We start from the raw sequence: 19,967 nt of genomic DNA, 5'->3' as shown, positions 1-19,967 counted from the left end.
GTGACCCAGACATTGCCGTGCTGGTCGCACTTCATCCCGTCGGCTCGCTGTCGGGCACGGCACGGTAGACGCCCTGGAAGCCGAGCAGCAACCGCGAAGGTTCTGAGCTTGACACTGTCGGGCAAAAAGAACAAAAGTTGAACATGGATGCCCGTGAATCAGAGGTGGCCCGTGCCTTTGCTGCCCGCGCCAGATCCGGATCTCGCTGCGCCGCGCCGAGGGTGAGGCGCGGATGACGCTGCCTGTCCTGCCGGTCTATTATTATCACGACCACTTCACCGAGATGCTGAGCTTCGTTTGCGAGACCTACGGTCCGGTGCTGGCCGAACGGCATCGCACATTTATCGCTCGTTTTTCGTCGCTCTCGAAGGACGCCCAGTGCCTCTTCATCCGGATGGTCAACCGGAACGGTACGGTCTTCAATCCGTCCACGTTCAAATACGCGGAGATTGCCGATCCCGTCGGCGCATTGGGGGAGCTTGGTCTCGCCGGTTATGTCCGAGGCCTGACCGATCGGGATTACGCTGCGTTCCTGGCGTGCCTTGCGAAGCCGGTGCTGTTCGACGGTGCCAGGGCGGCCGGCATGAGCGATGTCAGGGCCTCATGGCCCAAGGCCAAGCTGACCGAGTATTGGCTCGCCCATCTGTCGTTCGGCACGGCCTTTCAGCACTGCGGTGGCGAGGCCTTCATCGCACTCGGCGACACCGAGCCGCTCGAGTTCCTGCTCTATCTCTACTTCGGCAAGACCGAGGACAACCTCAAGAATTTCGCGCTGCGCGATCTCGGTATCCTGCGCACCAACGATCAGGGCGATTTCAGCGCTCGGTTTGCCGATGTGGGCGAAGCGAGGGCCTGCTTCCACTACGCGCGCCTGCTGCGTCACCTCGAGACCAAATCGGACGAGGTGTACCGCAACTCCGTCGCCGACATTCTCGGCGGTCCGGTCTGCCCGACCGACTACGCGATCGAGCTGCGAAGCCGTGCTGCCCACAAAGCGGGGCTGCATTTCGAGAAAAAGGGCGAGGCCGCGCTCGCGGTCCAGCTCTACCGCGCCGGCGCCTCGGCCGAATGCAACGAGCGCCTCGCTCGACTGCTCTATGCGGAAGGCGACAAGGATTCAGCCGAGGACCTGCTGCGTCGGATGATCGACGATCCCGCCAGCGACGACGAATTCGTCTTCGCGAGCGACTTTTATGCCCGCAAGTTCGATCGACGCCGGACGGGGCTATGCACCGAGCTGCTGCGGGCGGGACGAACGCTCAGGGTCGACGACACCTGGCGCGGCAACCCGGAGGCCGGGATCGCAGGCGTTCTGCGCCGGCAGGGCCTCGAGGTCTTCCACGCCGAGAACACGCTCTGGCATTGCCTGTTCGGATTGCTGTTCTGGGACGAGCTGTTCGAATCCGGACAGCTGCACAGCGGCTTCGACTGGATGCCGCATTGCCTGAAGGACAGAACCTTCGCGTTGATGTTCTCGCCCCAGATCGAGACGAAGCTGGAGGCCGTCGCGTCGCGCTCCGCGCTCCCCCGGATTTTGCGTGTCGTCGCCGCAAAGTGGGGGAAGCCGAACGGCGTGTTCGCCTGGGACCATGTCGACATGGATGCACTCCGCGCGCTGCTTGCCGGCGCAAGCGCTGATGGTCTCGCCAGGATCCTTCGCCAGATGTGCGAGGACTATCGCGCGATGCGCGATGGCTTCCCCGATCTGATGCTCGTGGCTGACGGCGCCGTCTCGTTCATGGAAGTGAAGGCCGAGGGCGACGTCATCAGGCGCAACCAGCTCACGCGGCTTCGCCAACTCGGCAACGCCGGAATCCCCGCGGAAATCGGCCGTGCCGATTTCCGTTTCGATCCGGACCAAGACTACGTCGTCGTGGACATCGAGACAACAGGCGGCTGGACCGGCGGGGATCGCATCACCGAGATCGGTGCCGTCAAGATCCGCAATCATGAGGTCGTGGCGGAGTGGCATTCGCTGATCAACCCGCAGCGGTCGATCCCGTCCAAGATCGTCGCGTTGACCGGGATCACCAACGAGATGGTGCGGGACGCGCCGTTGTTCGCGGAAGTCGCCGACAATTTCATGCAATTCATGGGCGACGGCGTGTTCGTCGCCCACAACGTCAATTTCGACTATGGTTTCATCGCCGCGGAATACGAGCGCCTCGAGCGTCGCTTCCGCTTTCCAAAGCTCTGCACCTGCACGGGCATGCGCCGGCATTACCCCGGTCACAAATCCTACGGGCTCGGCAAGCTCACCCGTGCCTACAATATCGAGCTGAAAGACCACCACCGCGCTCTATGCGATGCCCGCGCCGCCGCGCATCTACTCAACTTGATCAATGCAAAGCGCGATGAGCACGGAGGCGGGGCGGAAGAGATCGCGGCCTGATCTGCCGGCAACCGCGAGATCTCCTGCAGGACAACGCGTCTGCCCATGTCCCACGGATCAGATACCGAAGGTCAATTGCGGTTCCGCATCGTCTCCGACTTGGAGGGACGACAGCGATACACCAAGCAGCCTGACTCGCTTGGGCAGCGGCATCTCGACTTCGAGCAGGCCGCTGGCGAGGCGCGCGAGTTCGTCCCGGCCGGCGACCGGCGCGAGCACGGACCTGCTGCGGGTGATGATCTCGAAATCGGCGAACTTGATTTTCAGGGTGACGGTGCGGCCCCGGCTGCCGGATGTCTCGCAGTGGCGCCAGACCTTGTCGACGAGGGGACGAAGCTCGCCGACCAGCACGTCGAGATCAGCGAGGTCGGTCGAGAACGTGGTCTCCGCGCCGATCGACTTGCGGATCCGGTTGGCCCGCACCGGCCGTTCATCGACGCCGCGTGAGATCCAATAGTAGTAGGCGCCCGACTTGCCGAAGTTGGCGTTCATGAATTCGAGCGTCTGGTTGCGGATGTCGAGACCGGTGAACAGGCCGAGTGCGTTCATCTTTGCACCTGTTGCCGGTCCGATCCCGTGGAACTTGCCGACGGGCAGCGTTTCCACGAAGGCGGGTCCCATCTCGGGCGAGATCACGAACTGGCCGTTGGGCTTGCGATGATCGGAGGCGAGCTTGGCCAGGAACTTGTTGTAGGAAATGCCCGCCGACGCGTTGAGGCCGGTCTCGGCCTTGATCTTCTCGCGGATCTTGAGCGCGATGTCGCGGGCGAGGGGAATGCCTTGCAGGTTTTCGGTCACATCGAGATAGGCCTCGTCGAGCGACAGTGGCTCGATGATCTCCGTGTGCTCGGCAAAGATCTCGCGGATCTGCCGGCTGATCGCCTTGTAGACCTCGAAGCGCGGCTTGACAAAGATCAGGTCGGGACATTGCCGCTTCGCGGTGACCGACGGCATCGCAGACCGAACGCCGAATTTGCGCGCTTCATAGCTCGCCGCAGCGACCACGCCGCGCTCGGCCGACCCGCCCACGGCGACGGGCTTGCCGCGCAGCTCCGTGTTATCGCGTTGTTCCACGGACGCGTAGAAGGCATCCATGTCGATATGGATGATCTTGCGAACGCGGGTTGCGTCGCCTTCCACGGCGTCGGAGTCTCTCATGCGCCGATGATACAATCGGTCCGAGAGAATCGCGAGGTGGCCCACGCTTCAGCCGTTGGTCTTGTCGTTGCCGGCGCGCCCAACGCGGCAATCTGGCGTTTGAACCGAGTTCGGCCGGCGTCAGCGTCAGGCGGCCTCGATGGCGACGGGGCGGCCGGTGCGGGCCGATTCGGTCGCTGCGTCGGCGAGCATCTGGGCACGCAGGCCGTCGAGACCGGTCGGAGAGAGCGCGGCCTTGCCGGCGCAGGCATCGACGAACGCAGCGAGCTCGGCGCGATAAGCGGCGGCATAGCGTTCGAGGAAGAAGTTTTGCACCGGATCGGCACGAAAACCCTGGCCGGTCGCGATCTCGACGGTCGTCTCGTGAATGTTGCCGGCCCGGAGCATTCCCTTCGAGCCGTGCACCTCGATGCGCTGATCGTAGCCGTAGGTGGCGCGGCGCGAATTCGAAATCTGGGCGATGCGCCCGCTCGCCGTCTTCATCAGCACCGCGGCGGTGTCGACGTCGCCGGCCTCGCCGATAGCCTTGTCCACCAGCGCCGAGCCGAGCGCAAAGACCTCGACCGGCTCCTCCGCCAGCAGGAAACGCGCCATGTCGAAATCATGGATCATCATGTCGCGGAACAGACCGCCCGAGCGTTTCACATAGTCGACCGGCGGCGGTCCGGGATCGCGCGAGATGACGCTGACGATCTCGATTTCGCCGGCCTCGCCGCTGCGCAGCCGCTTCTCCAGGCCCGCGAAGTTCGGATCGAAGCGGCGGTTGAAGCCGATCATCAGAGGCTTGCCTGACTTTTCGACCGTGGCCAGGCAGCGGCGAATGCGGCCCGAATCGAGATCGACCGGCTTCTCGCAGAACACAGCCTTGCCGGCCGACACGGAGGCTTCGATCAGATCGGCATGCGTGTCGGTCGGCGTGCAGATCAGGATGGCGTCGATGCCGGGATCGCTCATGATCGCGTCCGCATCGGCGACTTTCGCGCCGGTCGCCTGGGCCAGCGAGGACGCGGCCTCGGTTGAGGCGTCGGCCACCGCGACGAGCCGTGCATCGCCGCGTGCGACGACATTGAGAGCGTGAATGCGCCCGATCCTGCCGGCGCCGAGAAGTCCAAACCGCATTGTCATCATCATGTCCGTCTCAGACGGAGGCACTCCCTGGGTGGCATATTTTCTTTGTCTTGCTTGACTATTCGAATAAGCATTCCATTCTCTGCGCCGCCTAGTCAAGGTCGGAGCGTGTCCTTCTCGATGTCGTCAACCGCTTCACGGCATCGTGTCAGATTGGATGACGACGAAGGCGCGGTCAGCGTGATGACGGAATATTTCGGCCGGCCGATCCAAGCTGGCGGCGCGGTTGAGTGGGAGTGAGTAATGGCGACGATCAGGCTCACCATGGCGCAGGCGCTCGTCGCCGCGATGGCAGCGCAGAGGACGGTAATCGACGGGCAGGACCGGCCTCTCTTCGCCGGTGTCTGGGCGATCTTCGGGCATGGCAATGTCGCAGGTCTCGGCGAGGCGCTGTATGCCGCGCGCGATCGTCTGCCGACCTTGCGCGCGCATAATGAGCAGGCGATGGCGCATGCCGCGATCGCCTTCGCGAAGACCTCGCGCCGCCGGCGCATGATGGCGGTGACGAGCTCGATCGGCCCCGGCGCAACCAACATGGTGACGGCCGCAGCCGTGGCTCACGTCAGCCGCCTGCCGGTGTTGCTGCTGCCGGGCGACGTCTTCGCCGGCCGCCGCCCCGATCCGGTGCTGCAGCAGATCGAGGATTTCGGCGACGGCACTGTCTCCGCCAATGATTGTTTCCGGCCCGTCTCGCGCTATTTCGACCGCATCACAAGGCCCGAGCAGATCATGCCCGCCTTCGAGCGCGCGATGCAGGTTCTCAACGACGCGGCCGAATGTGGCCCCGTGACGCTCGCGCTCTGCCAGGACGTGCAGACGGAGGCCTTCGACTATCCCGATTGGTTCTTCGCCGAGCGCGTCTGGCAGCCGCGCCGGGCGCGGGCCGACGCGACGCAACTGGCTCAGGCCGCAGCGCTGCTCAAGGCAGCCAAGCGCCCGCTCGTCGTCGCCGGTGGTGGCGTCCTCTATAGCGAGGCGGAAGGTGATCTCGCTGCCTTCTGCACGGCGCACGGCATCCCGGTGGCGGAAACGCAAGCCGGCAAGAGCGCGATGCCTCACGATCTGCAGCTCAATCTCGGTGCGATCGGTGTCACCGGCACCGGCGCGGCCAACGATGCGGCGCGGCAGGCCGATCTCGTGCTGGCGATCGGCACGCGCTTGCAGGATTTCACCACGGGCTCACGCTCGCTGTTCGCCGATCCCGCCTGCCGGATCGTCGGCCTCAACACACAGCCGTTCGATGCCGGCAAGCACCGCGCCCAGCCACTCGTCGCAGATGCCAAGGTCGGCTTGGCGGACCTCGGCGCCGCGCTTCAGGGCTGGACGGCCCCTGCTATCTGGACCGATCAGGCAAGAAGCGGCCGCACGGCCTGGCTAGAAACGGCTGCGCGCTACCTGGCTGTCGGGAACGAAGCCTTGCCGAGCGATGCGCAGGTCATCGGCGCCGTTCAACGCCACAGCCGGCCCGATGATGTCGTGCTGTGCGCGGCCGGCGGCTTGCCCGGCGAGTTGCACAAGCTCTGGCAGCCGGGCGCGCCCGGCGGCTACCACATGGAATACGGCTATTCCTGCATGGGTTACGAGATCGCCGGCGGGCTGGGCGTCAAGCTCGCCGATCCCACGCGCGAAGTCGTCGTGATGGTCGGCGATGGTTCCTATCTGATGATGAATTCCGAGATCGCCACGTCGGTGATGCTGGGTACGAAACTCATCATCGTCGTGCTCGACAACAGAGGCTTCGGCTGCATCAACCGACTCCAGAACGCGACGGGAGGCGCGCCCTTCAACAACCTCCTGCGCGATACCCGCCACGAGACGTTGCCCGCGATCGACTTCGCCGCCCATGCCGCCGCGATGGGGGCGATCGCGTGCAAGGTCGCGAGCATTAGCGAATTGGAAACGGCGTTCGACGAGGCACGTCACCACGGTCGGACGAGCGTCGTCGTGATCGATACCGACCCGCTGCGCTCGACTGATGCCGGCGGCCATTGGTGGGATGTGGCGGTGCCGGAGGTCTCCGAGCGCACTGAGGTCGAGGCCGCAAGGCGCAGCTATGTCGAGGCGCTGATGCGCCGCAATACCTGATCAAGCGAGGACGTCATGCCTATCCGTATCGGTGCCAACCCCATCGGCTGGTCGAACGACGATCTTCAGGAGATCGGCGGCGACACGCCGCTCGAGACGTGCCTCGCCGAGGCGCGCGAGGCGGGCTTCGAGGGCATGGAACTCGGCCACAAATTTCCGCGCGAACCGCAAGCCTTGAAGGCCGCGCTCGCGCCCTTCGGCATGGCCTGCATCTCCGGCTGGTATTCGGCCGAGCTTCTCAAGCGCGATGCCGACGAGGAGACGCGGCATCTGCGCCCGCATCTCGATTTGCTGAAGGCGATGGGATCGACCGTGCTGGTCTTCGCCGAGACCTCGAATGCGATCCATGGCGACCGCAGCAAGCCGCTATCGCAACGGCCGATGATGAAGGCGGGCGACTGGGTGGAGTTCGGCCGCCGTATCACTGATATCGCCGAGCGTACGCTCGCCGAGGGCGTCAGGCTGGTCTACCATCATCACATCGGCACCATCGTGGAAAGCGCCGATGACATCGACGCCTTCATGGCGGCGACCGGCGAGGCCGCTCATCTCCTGCTCGATACCGGCCACGCCACCTGGGGCGGCGCCGATCCCGCTGCACTGGCCCGGAAGTATCGCGCCCGTATCAGCCATGTCCACGCCAAGGACGTTCGCCGGGCGGTGATGGAGCAGGCGCGGCGCGAGGATTGGAGCTTCCTCGATGCAGTGCTGGGGCAGGGCGGCGAGCTCGGTGTCTACACCGTGCCCGGCGATGGCATGGTCGATTACCCCGCCGTCTTCCGCGAACTGCCGGGTTATTCCAGCTGGATCGTGGTCGAGGCCGAGCAAGACCCGCAGAAGGCGCATCCGCTGACCTATGCCAGGAAGGGTGTTGCCCATCTGAAGCAGAGCTTGAAGGTGGCCGGGCTGGCTTGATCGGCGCGGTCCCGCCGACCCGTCGGGCAAAACATCCGGCACCCCGTCAATCCCTTTCGTCAAATATATTCCACTTTACCGAAATTCGGAAATGTCGTATGTATCACCCATCCCGGCTCATCCTTGAGGGGCGATCTCGAGTCGTCTTGATTGCGAGCCGGGCTTGCGGTGGACGCGGGCAGCGTTGGGCGCGAGAGGAGCGGGCAGGGCGGGTAGTCCCTGTGAGCCCGTAGCCGCGTGCCGGACGAACGGCGCTGTCAGGTTCGTCTCGCCAGCATTCATCCGGCAACGTCGACGAAGCTGGACGATCATGCGGCGAATTTGCGAACCGCGCGTACGGCAAAACCGTGTGGTCCTGGCCGTCGTCGCTACGGTCAAGCCGTCGCGGAGGTGCGGGGAGCCCAACCGGGTGAACTGCATCGTCAATCTGCGGGCGAGGGAGGCCAGAAGGAATTCGGCTCCCGGGAGAGCACGGCATAAGCCGTCAAACCATCGCGCAGGGAAGGCCGAGTGATTGGCACCACCTGTATGCTGCTGTGCGGTTTTCCTGCGCTACATTTTTCGCGCAGCGGACCGCGGGTGCGAGGTCGGCACCCGGTCTTCCCTGCGCCCTCTTGGGTTTAGAGAGGGGCGAACGACCAGCAAAGCTCGGGCGGAATGTGCCGCGAGAACGCGAAGCTGCGTCCAGCGTGCAGATCCGAGGACGACCGGTATCCGAAGTGACGCGCGGGCGCTGTAGACTGAGTGCCGCGCTGCCCCGGTCCCAACCGGCGCGGAGGTGCATGTCAGACCCAGCCGCCATCGACGATGTAGTGTTGAGCGGTGCAGGCGGAGGCCTCGTCGGAGGCGAGGAAAATGGTGAATTTCGCGACCTCGTCCGGCACGAGCCGGCGCTTCAGGCACTGCCGCTGCTGCAGTTCGACCTCGCCGGCCGGCGTCATCCATTTCTCGAGCTGGCGTTCGGTCATGATCCAGCCCGGGGCGATCGCGTTCACGCGGATGTTGTAGGGACCGTAGTCGCGTGCCAGCGAGCGCGTCAGGCCGATCACGCCCGATTTGCTTGCGGTGTAGGCCGCCATGCCGCCTTGTCCGGCGATCCACGACACCGAGCCGAAATTGATGATGGCGCCGGCGTTCGCCGCCTTCATGTCCGGCAGCACGGCTTGCGATGCGAAGAACTGATGCTTCAGATTCACGGCTATGCGATCGTCCCAATATTCCGGCGTCATCTCCTCGGTCTTGTGCCGTTCGTCATGCGCGGCGTTGTTGATCAGGATGTTGATCGCGCCGTGCGCCTTGCGTGCCTCCGCGACGCCGGCGCGCAGTGCCGGGATGTCGGTTAGGTCGACGCGCTGGAAATGCGCAGCCAGTCCTCGATTCGACAGCTCGCGCGCCAGGCGTTGGCCCTCGTCGACCTTGATGTCGAAGAACACCACCTTGGATTTCTGCTCCGCGAACCGCCGCACGATTGCAGCACCAATTCCCGCTGCGCCTCCAGTGACGAGCACGACCTTGCCGGCGAGGTCGGAATAGGTGGCAGCCATGGGAGCCTCTCAGTTTGTTGCGGGCGCCGCGACGGGCCGCGCGCCGACTCTTTTCCAGACCTTAGCGATTCCGTCCATGAGGTGCATAGGTCAGAATGTCAGTTGCGTACCCCAAAAACTGAAGGCAGGATTGCAGTCAAAGAGCGTACGAGCTCGATGTCTCGGGGATTCGCGGCGCCGGCAATCGTGGCAATGCCGAGGCGCTCGATGCGTCCGGCCGCGCGCGCGACGTGGTCTGGATCGCCCATGAACTGACCCAGCATACGCGGCGCCCCTGGTTCCCGCTTGAAGTCGATCGAGGTCAACTATTTAAACCTAGAACAATTCTGGACCCCGCCGGTCAAGCTTAGCCTCCCATGTAAGAAGGTTGGCAATCGCTATCATAAGCGCAATGCCCAAAGCGCTGACCGCAGCTTGCATCGGCAGCCGACCGGACACCTGGTTCAAAACAACAAATGCCACAAAAGAAGCGAGAACACTGAAGCAAAAGACGGAGAGCGAGTTTTCGCCACAACGGATCAGCGCCGTCGCCCAAGGCCCGGGTGAACGGTTCCGGTTCGGCGGCACGAAGCGCGTCAACAAAACAACGATTGCCAAAAAGTGGATGAGTCGAGCCGGATCCAAATGACTCTTATAGATCGGATAGAGCCAGTCTTCGATCATTTGCGGGATCAGCCACTTGAACCCATCCAGGCGCCAACTCAAGGCGACGATGAGGCTGAACAGAACATAAGCCGCGGAGATTGATATCGTGGCTCGGTGTCGCAAGAGAGCAGAGAAATACGGGGCGCGCGGACCGGCGGAGCAAGCTCCGACCACAAACAGGATCTGCCATGCGAAGGGATTGAAATAGAGCTCGCCAGCCGGCCAGGCGGGCATGTGCCAGCTATATAGCTGCACCATCAGGTAAAGCATGAACGATGCAGCGAGTGCGATTGCTGCACTACGGGCTATGAGCCACAGCACGAGCGGAAATGCGAAATGCAGGATGACGAACGTGGGCAAGATATCGGTGTTGACGGGAGCGTACTGAAGAGCCAGGAGGTGGATAAGGGCTATCCCCGGATCGTTGAAAAAGTGTCTTGTGTTGGTTTCGTCCAGATAGGAACCGCTTAGCCAAGCCAGAACGAGATAGATGATGACCAGCAGCAGAAACGCAACGTAGATTTCGAAGCTGCGTCGCAAGCTGCGTGCGATGATGGTTGGCCAACCTCGACTTTGCAGCGTGCCGCCATAAGAGACCATGCACGTATAGCCCGACACGAATACGAATACTTCGGAGGCGTCGCTAAAGCCGTAGTTGCGAATGGTCAACCAGTCGAGGGCATTGCCAGGGATGTGGTCGATGAAGACAAACCAGAGCGCCAGCCCGCGACAAGCGTCGAGCCGCAAGTCACGATCATCGCTGGGATGAGCCGCTATCTGTGAACTCCTTGGTGCCTTCGTTACAACAATCTGCAAGATTCAAAATACCCCCTCGCGTGACCCTGCTGCAGAGCGGGGCCGATCCGCAACAGTTTCAAACTGCGGCTATTTGGCTGCAGGAGTCTTGATCTACAGCAAAGTGGCTGTCGGCCCAAATCGTGCAGTATCCCGCTTACCGGGTTTTGCATCGTCCTCCCGGGGCTGGAAAGCCGCCGCCTGCGGTCATTTAAGCAGGCGGCGTTTTTATCGGTGTGCCGATTGGTGAGGCTAAACATAGACTTGGGCTCGACCTGCTCGATTCACCTCAACGATATGATCGGCGTTTGGTCTGTTGTGATGAGAGGCTTCGATATGCGGCTGCCACGCTCATTCATCATTGGGTATTGCACGACCGCACCCTCGTCCGGATGTTGCCTCACTCCAAGGATTGAGACGGGCTGCGATCTGCCGATGTGTCCGCTTCTCATACCCCGATGCTGTCCGCGAGATGCTTGATGGCTGCGATGCCGATCCTCTATTCAATTGCTCTCTTGACGCTCGCAAACGGGTCGCCGGTCGTAGCCAAGAAGCTCTTCGGTCCTCGCTTCGCGTTCGCACTGGATGGAGGGTTTTTGCTCTTCGACGGCCGCCCGGTATTCGGTGCCTCGAAGACCGTCCGCGGTATCGTTGCGTCAATCGCCGTGACCGCGGTTGGTGGGGTCATGCTTGGACTGGGTTACGAATTGGGAGCCCTCATGGCCATCGTCGCGATGGCGGGGGACCTGCTTTCCAGCTTCTTGAAGCGGCGGATGAACATGCCGCCTAGCAGCCAGGCGTTGGGTTTGGACCAGGTTCCGGAATCGCTGTTCCCGCTCCTCGCTTGCCGGGAGAGTCTCGGCCTGAGTTACGCCGGGATCTTAGTGATTGTCTTGATGTTCTTTGTCGGCGAGCTCGCGATCTCCCGCCTGCTGTACGTGTTGCGTATCAGGGATCAGCCGTATTGAAACGATCGGCGGGCCGGCACAAGCGATGCAGCGTGATCTCCGGCGGGCAGTTGAAGCGGACTGCCACGACGCTCGATCCCGCACCCACGGACGTGTAGCCGACCATATCGCGATAGCGCCAGGCGCCGGATCCGAACCGACGCGGCAGCACCGAATCGAGCGTGATGGGAATCGACCCCGGAAGGCAGATCTGTCCTCCGTGCGTATGTCCGCTCAGCAGCACGTCAAAGCCGGCATGCGCTGCTTGCCGGTAGATTTCCGGCGTGTGGGACAGCAGGACCGAGAAGGCTCCGTCGGGGACATCCGACGCGACCTTCTCGATGTTGTCGACTCTGAAATAGTGCGCGTCGTCGATCCCTGCGACGAATATCTCCTGATCGCCGCGCACGATCGTCGCGCATTCGTTCTGGAGCATGCGTATGCCCATTGCCTCCAGACCGGGCAGCATCCTGATCGTGTCGTGATTGCCGAGCACGCCGAGAATGGGCTGCTTCAGGTGAGCGGTCACCCGTGCCATGCCTTCCAGCGCCGCGTCGTACGCTCCGAAAGTCTTGCCACGATAGTCGCCGGTCAGGACGCATAAATCATAGTCCATGCCTGAGACCAGCTCTACGACGCGCCGCATGGCACGCTGGCTCATATCGACGTGGGTATCGCTGATATGAAGAATTGTGAAGCCGTCGAACAGAGTCGGTAAGGTGGCACATTCGATCGCGTTATGCTTGACGACAACGCTCTCGGCATTTCGGCAACCGCGCCAGTAGAGCCCGGACAGCTTCAGAACATGTCGTATCAACGAATGAACGGAGTACCAGTTCTCGATGTGGAAGAAGTTGAGGCCCTGGCCGAAGATCTGCGCTTCATGATCGGTTTCTATGCCGAGTCGCTGCCGGGCGTGAATTCGCCCCAGGCGCTTCTCAAGTTTTGAAAGCAGTTCGTCCTCCACCTGCTGCCCCTTCGGTTTCGTGGCAATCAACCCAACGGGTTGAAGCGACCCATTCTGACAGCCGCGGATAGTTGTCTGTCAACCGGCTGCGTTCGCCAGGCGGTTGATGGGCCTTGTTGCTAGGCATGACGGCCGGCGATAGCTGTTACGTTCACGCTGGACGCGAGACGATGGATGTCCTCTCTCAAGCATAGCCCCGTGCCGGGGCTCAGCAGTGCCGCCGAACCGCCGGCGACGCCATAGCGCAGAGCGGCTTCGAGATTGTCGTCTCGTGCAAGGCTCGACACCATCGCACCCACGAAGCTGTCGCCGGCGCCGGAAACGCTCACTGGCTCGATCGGGAGGCCATTTGCCCGCAAAGCGATGTCGCGCGTCAGGAGCAGAGCGCCCTGCGACCCCAGCGAGAGTGCGATGATCTCGATGCTGTAACGATCGAACAGTTTGCGTCCTGCTTCGAGCAGCGAGGGTTCATCCTCGGTGCCAATCCCGGCGAGATCCTGAAACTCGTGAAGATTGGGCTTGATGAGATAAACGCCGGCATCTAGGGCGGCCTTCAGCGCGGCGCCGGTCGTATCAACGATGACCCTGGCTGCCCCTTTCGACGCCCGGACCGCCTTGCCGTAGAAGTCGGCTGGTACTCCGGGGGGGAGGCTGCCACTTGCGACGACAAACCCGGCTTGGGAACTGATGCGTGCGAGTGCGTCGAGGCACTGCTGCCATTCGAATTCGCTGAGCAAGGCGCCCGGAAAGACCAGGCGAAACTGCTCGCGGGTTGTCTCGTCGAAGATGGTGATGTCCTCGCGGGTATCGTTCGAGGTCGGGATCACGATGCTGCGCACGGACTCGCGTTCAACCAGTGCTGCGAGGATTTGTCCGGTGGCGCCGCCGGCCGGGTAGACCGCGATCGTGTCGATACCGAGCCGCGTCAGAACCCTTGCGACGTTGATTCCGCCGCCGCCGGGATCGCGCTGAGCTTCCGCGCAACGCATTTTGGTGAAGGGGACCATCTTCCTGACCGAAGTCGAGATGTCGACCGCCGGGTTGATGGTCAACGTCACGATCTGGATTGGCGGCATCTCAGCCAAGGCCGTCGACCTCCATCAGCGCGCGAAGGCCGGTGAACGCGACGTCGTCATCCAGGATGAGATAGGCTGGTATTGGCTCCAGGAATGTCCTGAGACGCCCCTTTGCTTCGAAGCGCATTCGAAATTGGGACGCAGCAAGGTAGTCGGGCATATGGCGCAAGATACCTCCGCCGATGAACACGCCACCTCTCGCACCGACCGCGAGCGCAAAATTGCCTGCGACCGATCCCAGCATCGCGCAGAACATGTCGACAGCGGCACGGCTGGTGGCACAAGTCGCCTCGATTGCGGCGCACGTGATGTCGGCCGCGTGGCGTTTTGGAACGGTTACCCCGTCGACAGAAGCAAGAGCGTCATGGAGATTTTCCAATCCTGCGCCTGACAGCAGGCGCTCGGACGAGACATGCCCGAATCGCTGGCGCAAGTGTGCGATCACGGCGTCCTCGCGCAATGAGCCACCTGCCATCGTGGAATGGCCGCCTTCGCCGGAAAGAACGATCTGACGGTCTGCGTGCGATATGAGGGCCGCCATGCCAAGGCCGGTGCCGGGGCCGATCGCCGCAAGGGGCGCTCCCGCGACCCGATCGCGTCCACCCAGTTGCAGCAGACTGCCTGGGGCAAGATGGGGCAGTGCCAACGCAACCGCCTCGAAATCATTGATTAGGCGTACGGACGAAAAGCCATGGGCTCCGCGCAACTGCTCTGCATCGATCACCCAGGAGTTGTTCGTGAGCGCACAACGGCCATTCTGAACCGGGCCGGAGGCAGCAAGGATTGCGTGCTGAATTGCCCCGGCCTTCGCCCTGTCGCCGAGATAGGCGGCGAGCGCCTCCGGAAAGGTGCCGTGATTGCTGACGGCCGTGTGCGCGATCGTGCTGAGCTTGCCGTCGGTCAGAAGTGCGAAGCGGGCGTTGGTCCCACCGATATCGGCGAGCAGGGTCGTTCGCGCTGGAAGGGGCGCCTTCATCATGGCCGCCCCGCCTTGATCAGCCCTGCATACCAGGCGAACGAGGATTTTGGTGTTCGCCGCAGCGATGCATAATCCACATAAGTCAGGCCGAACCTGATGCTGTATCCGGAATCCCATTCGAAGTTGTCGAGCAGCGACCAGACGAAATAGCCGCGAACGTCGACGCCGCGAGAGGCGGCGGCATTCATCGCGTCGACATAGTCCCTCAGGAACTCCATTCGGCCAGTGTCGATCACCGCGCCGGTCACGTCAGGCTGGTCGGAATTTCCGTATCCGTTCTCGAGGACGTAGATCGGCAGGCCATAGCGCTCGTGGACACTCCGCAACGTGTCGCTGAAAGCCTTGGGATCGATCGGCCAATCGATCGGTGTCAAGGGGACTCCAGCGGGCTTGTCGCCGAAGTCGTAGCCCAGCATCGAATCCGCATCTGCCTTCACATAGACCGGGCTGTAGTGGTTCAGTCCGAACCAATCGACCGGCCGACAAATGCGCGAGAGGTCGCCGGGCTCCAGATGTGGCTCGATCGCTGCCCGCATCTGCGTCGGATACGCACCACGGCATTGGGGGTCCGGGAAGGCGCTGTTCCAATAGATGTCCAGACGTGCAGCCGCGGCTCTATCGGCCTCGCCGTCACTGGAGGGCCGGCATGGCTGCCGATTGTGGATGCACCCGATTGAGGCGCCGGCAACGTTTGCCCGGACAACATCTACCGCGGCGCCGTGCGCAAGATTGACGTGGTGGATCATGCGATGCAGCTTGTCCTCGCTGCTGCGATCCCGCTTGCCGAGTGATCGGCTGAACAGGCTGAAGATCGATGGCTCGTTGAGCGTCGCAAATTGCTTGACCCGGTCGCCGAAGCGGGTGGCGACCAGAGCCGCATAGTCGGCGAACCAAGTCGCCATTTCGCGGTTCTGCCAGCCGCCCCGCTCCTCCAAAGCCTGCGGCAGGTCCCAATGGTACAGGCACATCCACGGTTCGATGCCGGCGGCCAGGAGCTCGTCGACCAGGCGATCGTAGAAAGAAAGACCGGCCTCGTTCGCGGCTCCGCGGCCCTGCGGCAGGATGCGTGGCCAAGCTATCGAGAACCGATACGCTTGCACGCCAAGGTCTTTCATCAGGGCCACATCTTCGCGGTGGCGATGATAGTGGTCACACGCGACGTCGCCGGTATCGTGATTCTTGATCGTGCCGCTTTGGCAGTAAATATCCCAGATGCTGGGGCCGCGGCCGTCCTCCCGCGTTGCTCCCTCGATCTGAAAGCTCGAGGTGGAAACGCCCCAGATAAAATCGGGACGCAGACTGGCGGTGTTCGGCAGTCGAATTGTCGACATGGACGACCTGCTTGGTCCTGCTCTACCTGTGCCGCGCCACGCCGGTGTGGTCGTTGATTTCAAGCATCTGTTAGATTGATAGCCAGGCAGGTTCTGGATGGTATTGAGACAAGTCAAAAGACCTGGGCAGGACCGTGCGATGAATGGTTAGTCTTGGTCCGTTGCCGGGGTCCGCAGTTGCAGAGAACGAAGTGGGGAGGGGTCGTCGATGGCGTCAGCGGAAGCGGCTTCTTCCGTGTCGCCGAGCACAACGGCGTTTTCTGGCTAATCGATCCTGACGGTGGCCGCTTTCTCTCCAAAGGTGTCAATACCATCCGTTTCGATCAGGACCATGTCGGACAGACCGATCGCGTGCCCTACGCCAAGGCCTGCATGGCCAAATACGGCAGCCCCCACATCTGGCGCGCCGCGGCCGCCGACCGGCTGGCGCGCTGGAATTTCAACACTGTCGGCTGCTGGTCGGACGAGCTCGTCGCCGGTGCGGGATCGCGATTGCTGGCGAGCACGCCAACCACGGAGCTCGGTGCGTCCTTCCGCCTGCATCGCCGCGATCAGATCTTTCCGGACGTCTACGATCCCGAATTCTCGGCGCATATCCGTGTGAGCGCCGAGCAACGCTGCAAGCACCGGCGCAACGACCCCGGCTTGCTCGGGACCTTCATCGACAACGAACTCTACTGGTCGCCGGACTGGCGCGGCACCGACGAACTCTTGACGCTGTTTCTGAACCTGCCATCTCATCGTCCAGGCAGGATTGCCGCAATCGCGGGTCTGCACGAGCATTATCGAGAGTTTTCTCAGTTCAATTCGGTATGGCGCACACAGGCACGATCCTGGGACGAACTCGGCAGGATCGAACACATCGCGGCGCCCTTTGTCAGACTCCGGCCTGGCGTTCTGAACGATGCGCTCGAGACCAAGGCGAATCTGACGGATCGCGCCCGCGAGGCCTTCTCTGCCGATTGCGATGCCTTTGTGGCCGTGGTGGCCGACAAGTATTTCGAACTGTGCGTCTCGGCGATCAAGGCCGCCGATCCCAATCATCTCGTGCTCGGCTCCCGGTTCGGATATCAACCGCTCAGCGGCGTGATTGCCGCGGCCGGGCGTCACCTGGATGTCGTTTCCTTCAATTGCTACGACTTCGATCCAGGTCCTGTCATCGACGCTTATGCTGCCACCGGCAAGCCGTGCCTGATCTCGGAATTCTCGTTCCGCGGCGACGATGCGGGCCTGGCGAATTCCAGAGGGGGCGGACCGCGGGTGCCAACCCAGACCGAACGTGCCCGGGCCTTCGAAGGCTACGTCGCGGCAGCCCTCAGCAAGCCGAATGTGGTCGGCTATCACTGGTTCGAGCATGCGGATCAGCCGGCCGAGGGTCGCTTTGACGGCGAGGATTCCAATTTCGGCCTGGTGACCATCGACGACCAAGTTTATGACGAACTGACGCAGATGATGACCAAGGTCAATGCCGCGGCGGAACGTATCCACGCTGCGGCCGTCCCGGCTGCAGTCTGATTGCGATAATGGGCCAAAGCGTTACGTCGCGGACTGTGGGAGAGTGGCCTCGGCGTCCGACACGGCAGCCATGGTCCGGAACACGCTCGACGGATTGACGCTGATGGAGTCGATGCCAAGCCCTGTCAGATAACGCGCGATCTCCGGGTAGTTCGCGGGCGCCTCGCCGCAGATGCCGATATGGCGACCGTTACGCTTGGCGCCGACCACCGCCTGCCGGAACATCTCCAGCATTCCAGGATCGCGCTCGTCGAAATCGAAGGCCACGATGTCGGAATCCCGGTCGACTCCCAGCGTGAGCTGGGTGAGATCGTTGGAGCCGATCGAAAAGCCGTCGAACAATTCCGCAAAAGCATCGATCTGGATCACGTTGTTCGGAATCTCGCACATCACGTATATCTCAAGACCGTCGTCGCTGCGCTTCAATCCATTTGCCGCCATCGTCGCGATCACGCGCCGGCCCTCTTCGACCGTTCGGCAGAACGGCACCATGATACGCAGGTTGGAGAGACCCATTTCCTTCCGCACCCGGCGGAGTGCGGCGCACTCCAGCGCAAATCCTTCGGCATAGGCAGGATGGCTGTAGCGAGAGGCGCCCCGGAAACCCAGCATCGGGTTCTCTTCCCGGGGCTCGAAGCCTTCGCCGCCGATCAGGCTGGCATACTCGTTGGTCTTGAAGTCGGAAAGCCGCACGATCACAGGCTTCGGATAGAATGCCGCAGCGATGGTGCCGACACCTTCTGCCAGTCTTTGAACGAAGAAGTCGGCGGGGCTCGTGAAGCCCCTCACGAGACGCGCGATCGCGGCACGCGCCCTGGCTGACTTGACCTGATCCGGCTTGAGCAACGCCATCGGGTGAACCCCGATATGCTCGCTGATGATGAACTCCATGCGGGCGAGGCCGACCCCGGCCTGCGGCTGCATTGCGGTCCGGAACGCCATCTCCGGGGTGCCGACATTCACCATGATGGCCGTGCGCGGCTGCCGCAACTCGCTCACCGGCGTCCTGGTCACGTCGAAGCCGGCCTTTCCTTGATAGACGCTGCCGACGTCGCCCTCGGCGCAGCAGATCGTGACTTCGGTCCCGGTCTTGATCTTTTCGGTCGCGAGCGTGGTCCCCACAACGGCGGGGATGCCCAGCTCGCGCGCGATGATGGCGGCATGGCAGGTGCGGCCGCCCTTGTCGGTGATGATGCCGGCCGCGATCTTCATGACCGGCTCCCAGTCCGGACTGGTCGCCGGGGCCACCAGGATCTCGCCGGGTTTGAAGGCAGCGAGGTCGCGCGCGGTCACGACGCGGCGCGTCCGTCCGGACGCGATCTTCTCGCCCACCGCGCGACCGCTGACGATGACGGGGCCATGCGCTTTCAGATTATAGGTCTCGTACACGTCTGCGGAGCGCCGCGAGGCTACCGTCTCGGGCCTCGCCTGAATGATGTAGAGCTTCCCGTCAGTGCCGTCCTTGGCCCATTCGATATCCATCGGCATCGCGACGCCGGCATGTTGGGAGTAGTGGGCCTCGATCCGGAGCGCGATTTCGGCAAGGCTCAGCACTTCCGGATCGGAGATGCAGAACTTCCGGCGTTCGGCTTCCGGAACATTGCGGGTGAGCGTTGCATGATCGCTGCCGCGCTTGCCGTAGATCATGCGGATCTGCTTGGCGCCCAACCGTCGCCTCAGGACGCAGCGATATCCCAGGCTCAGCGTCGGCTTGTGGACGTAGAACTCGTCCGGATCGACCTGGCCCTGAACGATGGTCTCGCCGAGACCGTAGCCGCCTGTGACGAAGACGACGTCGCGAAAGCCGGATTCGGTGTCGAGCGTGAAGACGACGCCGCTGGCCGCCAGATCGGAGCGCACCATTTTCATCACGGCTACGGAGAGTGCGACCTTGAAATGATCGAAGCCCTTGTCGATGCGATAGGAGATCGCGCGGTCGGTGAAGATGGACGCAAAGCAGCGCCGGCAGGCTTCGAACAGATCCTCCGGCCCACGTACGTTGAGATAGCTTTCGTGCTGGCCTGCGAAGCTCGCGTTCGGAAGATCCTCGGCGGTCGCAGAGCTTCGCACGGCAACGGCAACTCCGGTCCCGGACTCGCGCTCGAGCTGCCGGTACGCTTCCACGACCTGGTGGCGGAGAAGGGGCGTGTCCATCGCGTGATAGATGATCTCTCGAGCCTTCGCAGCTTTGCTGGCGAGCTGTTTGATCTTGCTTTTGTCCACTCCGTCGAGAAGCTGGTGAAGCGCATCTGCGACGTTGTGCCGCGACAGCGCCTCGCGATAGGCGTCGGCCGTGATCGCAAAGCCGTCGGGGACCGAAATCCCTTGCGAGGCGAGAGCTGAGTAAAGTTCGCCCAGCGAAGCCGTCTTGCCGCCGACCAGGCCGACGTCGCCCAAACCGAGTTCGAGGAAGGATCTGATATACGAGGACATGGAAGCAGCAGATCAGGTGACGGCTTTTCCCGCTTGAGGCAGATCAAGCCTTCCAAC

15 protein-coding genes are annotated in these 19,967 nt (G+C 62.7%); 5 read left to right on the top strand and 10 right to left on the bottom strand.

The genetic code is table 11. The features are described 5' to 3' along the window. The first annotated feature begins 232 nt into the window (after positions 1-232). Positions 233-2,392, top strand: coding sequence for an exonuclease domain-containing protein (locus QY049_RS07285; RefSeq protein WP_301269228.1), 2,160 nt, complete (start codon positions 233-235; stop codon positions 2,390-2,392). Between the two features lie 57 nt (positions 2,393-2,449). On the opposite strand, the gene dinB is transcribed toward QY049_RS07285, so the two are convergent. Further along, a complete protein-coding gene (dinB, locus tag QY049_RS07280; protein WP_301269227.1) occupies positions 2,450-3,550 on the bottom strand; it encodes a DNA polymerase IV in 1,101 nt (366 codons plus the stop codon). A 126-nt stretch (positions 3,551-3,676) separates the two neighbouring features. After that, positions 3,677-4,678 (bottom strand): inositol 2-dehydrogenase, encoded by a 1,002-nt coding sequence (gene iolG, locus QY049_RS07275; RefSeq protein WP_301269272.1) that lies wholly within the window; start codon positions 4,676-4,678, stop codon positions 3,677-3,679. 243 nt (positions 4,679-4,921) lie between these two features. On the opposite strand from iolG, the gene iolD reads away from it, so the two are divergent. Both iolD and iolE read left to right on the top strand, forming a co-directional pair. Continuing rightward, positions 4,922-6,763 (top strand): 3D-(3,5/4)-trihydroxycyclohexane-1,2-dione acylhydrolase (decyclizing), encoded by a 1,842-nt coding sequence (gene iolD / locus QY049_RS07270; RefSeq protein WP_258762249.1) that lies wholly within the window; start codon positions 4,922-4,924, stop codon positions 6,761-6,763. A gap of 15 nt (positions 6,764-6,778) precedes the next feature. Beyond that, positions 6,779-7,678, top strand: coding sequence for a myo-inosose-2 dehydratase (iolE, locus tag QY049_RS07265; RefSeq protein ID WP_258762248.1), 900 nt, complete (start codon positions 6,779-6,781; stop codon positions 7,676-7,678). Positions 7,679-8,463: 785 nt separating this feature from the next. Here iolE and QY049_RS07260 read toward each other — a convergent pair. From QY049_RS07260 to QY049_RS07250, 3 genes are all read right to left on the bottom strand, one after another. Further along, positions 8,464-9,222 carry an SDR family NAD(P)-dependent oxidoreductase gene (locus QY049_RS07260; RefSeq protein ID WP_258762207.1) on the bottom strand — a complete coding sequence of 253 codons (759 nt, stop codon included), beginning with the start codon at positions 9,220-9,222 and terminating at the stop codon, positions 8,464-8,466. Positions 9,223-9,320: 98 nt separating this feature from the next. Further along, positions 9,321-9,527 carry a hypothetical protein gene (locus QY049_RS07255; protein WP_258762206.1) on the bottom strand — a complete coding sequence of 69 codons (207 nt, stop codon included), beginning with the start codon at positions 9,525-9,527 and terminating at the stop codon, positions 9,321-9,323. A gap of 10 nt (positions 9,528-9,537) precedes the next feature. Beyond that, entirely contained in the window at positions 9,538-10,614 is a 1,077-nt protein-coding gene (locus QY049_RS07250) for an OpgC domain-containing protein (RefSeq protein ID WP_301269226.1), read from the bottom strand. A gap of 527 nt (positions 10,615-11,141) precedes the next feature. Here QY049_RS07250 and QY049_RS07245 point away from each other — a divergent pair. Further along, entirely contained in the window at positions 11,142-11,630 is a 489-nt protein-coding gene (locus tag QY049_RS07245; RefSeq protein WP_258762204.1) for a CDP-archaeol synthase, read from the top strand. Here the strand turns inward: QY049_RS07245 and QY049_RS07240 are convergent. The 4 genes from QY049_RS07240 to QY049_RS07225 all read right to left on the bottom strand — a co-directional run bounded on the left by QY049_RS07240 (position 11,611) and on the right by QY049_RS07225 (position 15,962). Beyond that, positions 11,611-12,576 (bottom strand): metallophosphoesterase, encoded by a 966-nt coding sequence (locus tag QY049_RS07240; RefSeq protein WP_258762203.1) that lies wholly within the window; start codon positions 12,574-12,576, stop codon positions 11,611-11,613. The two genes, QY049_RS07245 and QY049_RS07240, sit on opposite strands and share 20 nt — an antisense overlap. A gap of 119 nt (positions 12,577-12,695) precedes the next feature. After that, entirely contained in the window at positions 12,696-13,652 is a 957-nt protein-coding gene (locus QY049_RS07235) for a 1-phosphofructokinase family hexose kinase (protein ID WP_309493989.1), read from the bottom strand. A gap of 1 nt (position 13,653) precedes the next feature. After that, positions 13,654-14,631 (bottom strand): glucokinase, encoded by a 978-nt coding sequence (gene glk, locus QY049_RS07230; protein ID WP_258766996.1) that lies wholly within the window; start codon positions 14,629-14,631, stop codon positions 13,654-13,656. Then, on the bottom strand, positions 14,628-15,962 hold the full coding sequence (locus QY049_RS07225) for a GH1 family beta-glucosidase (RefSeq protein WP_258762201.1): 1,335 nt from the start codon (positions 15,960-15,962) through the stop codon (positions 14,628-14,630). Before QY049_RS07225 ends, glk begins: the two co-directional genes overlap by 4 nt. A 177-nt stretch (positions 15,963-16,139) precedes the next feature. Here QY049_RS07225 and QY049_RS07220 point away from each other — a divergent pair, with 177 nt between their 5' ends. After that, positions 16,140-17,477, top strand: a complete 1,338-nt coding sequence (locus tag QY049_RS07220) for an agarase (RefSeq protein ID WP_258762200.1) — start codon at positions 16,140-16,142, stop codon at positions 17,475-17,477. 21 nt (positions 17,478-17,498) lie between these two features. Here the strand turns inward: QY049_RS07220 and ppsA are convergent, their stop codons facing one another. Beyond that, positions 17,499-19,910: a phosphoenolpyruvate synthase gene (gene ppsA, locus QY049_RS07215; protein WP_258762199.1), complete on the bottom strand. Its 2,412-nt coding sequence runs from the start codon at positions 19,908-19,910 to the stop codon at positions 17,499-17,501. Positions 19,911-19,967: the final 57 nt, after the last annotated feature.

Source organism: Bradyrhizobium sp. WYCCWR 13022 (assembly GCF_030435535.1).
Taxonomy (GTDB): Bacteria; Pseudomonadota; Alphaproteobacteria; order Rhizobiales; family Xanthobacteraceae; genus Bradyrhizobium.
Note: the sequence above shows the minus strand (reverse complement) of the source record. Positions and strands in the feature narration are given on the sequence as shown.

Bases quoted from the DNA above. Each gene is read 5' to 3' on its own strand.
- iolE (WP_258762248.1), top strand. From the start codon at position 6,779: ATGCCTATCCGTATCGGTGCCAACCCCATCGGCTGGTCGAACGACGAT.
- dinB (WP_301269227.1), bottom strand. From the start codon at position 3,550: ATGAGAGACTCCGACGCCGTGGAAGGCGACGCAACCCGCGTTCGCAAG.
- QY049_RS07235 (WP_309493989.1), bottom strand. From the start codon at position 13,652: ATGCCGCCAATCCAGATCGTGACGTTGACCATCAACCCGGCGGTCGAC.
- ppsA (WP_258762199.1), bottom strand. From the start codon at position 19,910: ATGTCCTCGTATATCAGATCCTTCCTCGAACTCGGTTTGGGCGACGTC.
- QY049_RS07225 (WP_258762201.1), bottom strand. From the start codon at position 15,962: ATGTCGACAATTCGACTGCCGAACACCGCCAGTCTGCGTCCCGATTTT.
- iolG (WP_301269272.1), bottom strand. From the start codon at position 4,678: ATGATGACAATGCGGTTTGGACTTCTCGGCGCCGGCAGGATCGGGCGC.
- QY049_RS07285 (WP_301269228.1), top strand. From the start codon at position 233: ATGACGCTGCCTGTCCTGCCGGTCTATTATTATCACGACCACTTCACC.
- QY049_RS07245 (WP_258762204.1), top strand. From the start codon at position 11,142: ATGGCTGCGATGCCGATCCTCTATTCAATTGCTCTCTTGACGCTCGCA.
- iolD (WP_258762249.1), top strand. From the start codon at position 4,922: ATGGCGACGATCAGGCTCACCATGGCGCAGGCGCTCGTCGCCGCGATG.
- QY049_RS07260 (WP_258762207.1), bottom strand. From the start codon at position 9,222: ATGGCTGCCACCTATTCCGACCTCGCCGGCAAGGTCGTGCTCGTCACT.
- glk (WP_258766996.1), bottom strand. From the start codon at position 14,631: ATGATGAAGGCGCCCCTTCCAGCGCGAACGACCCTGCTCGCCGATATC.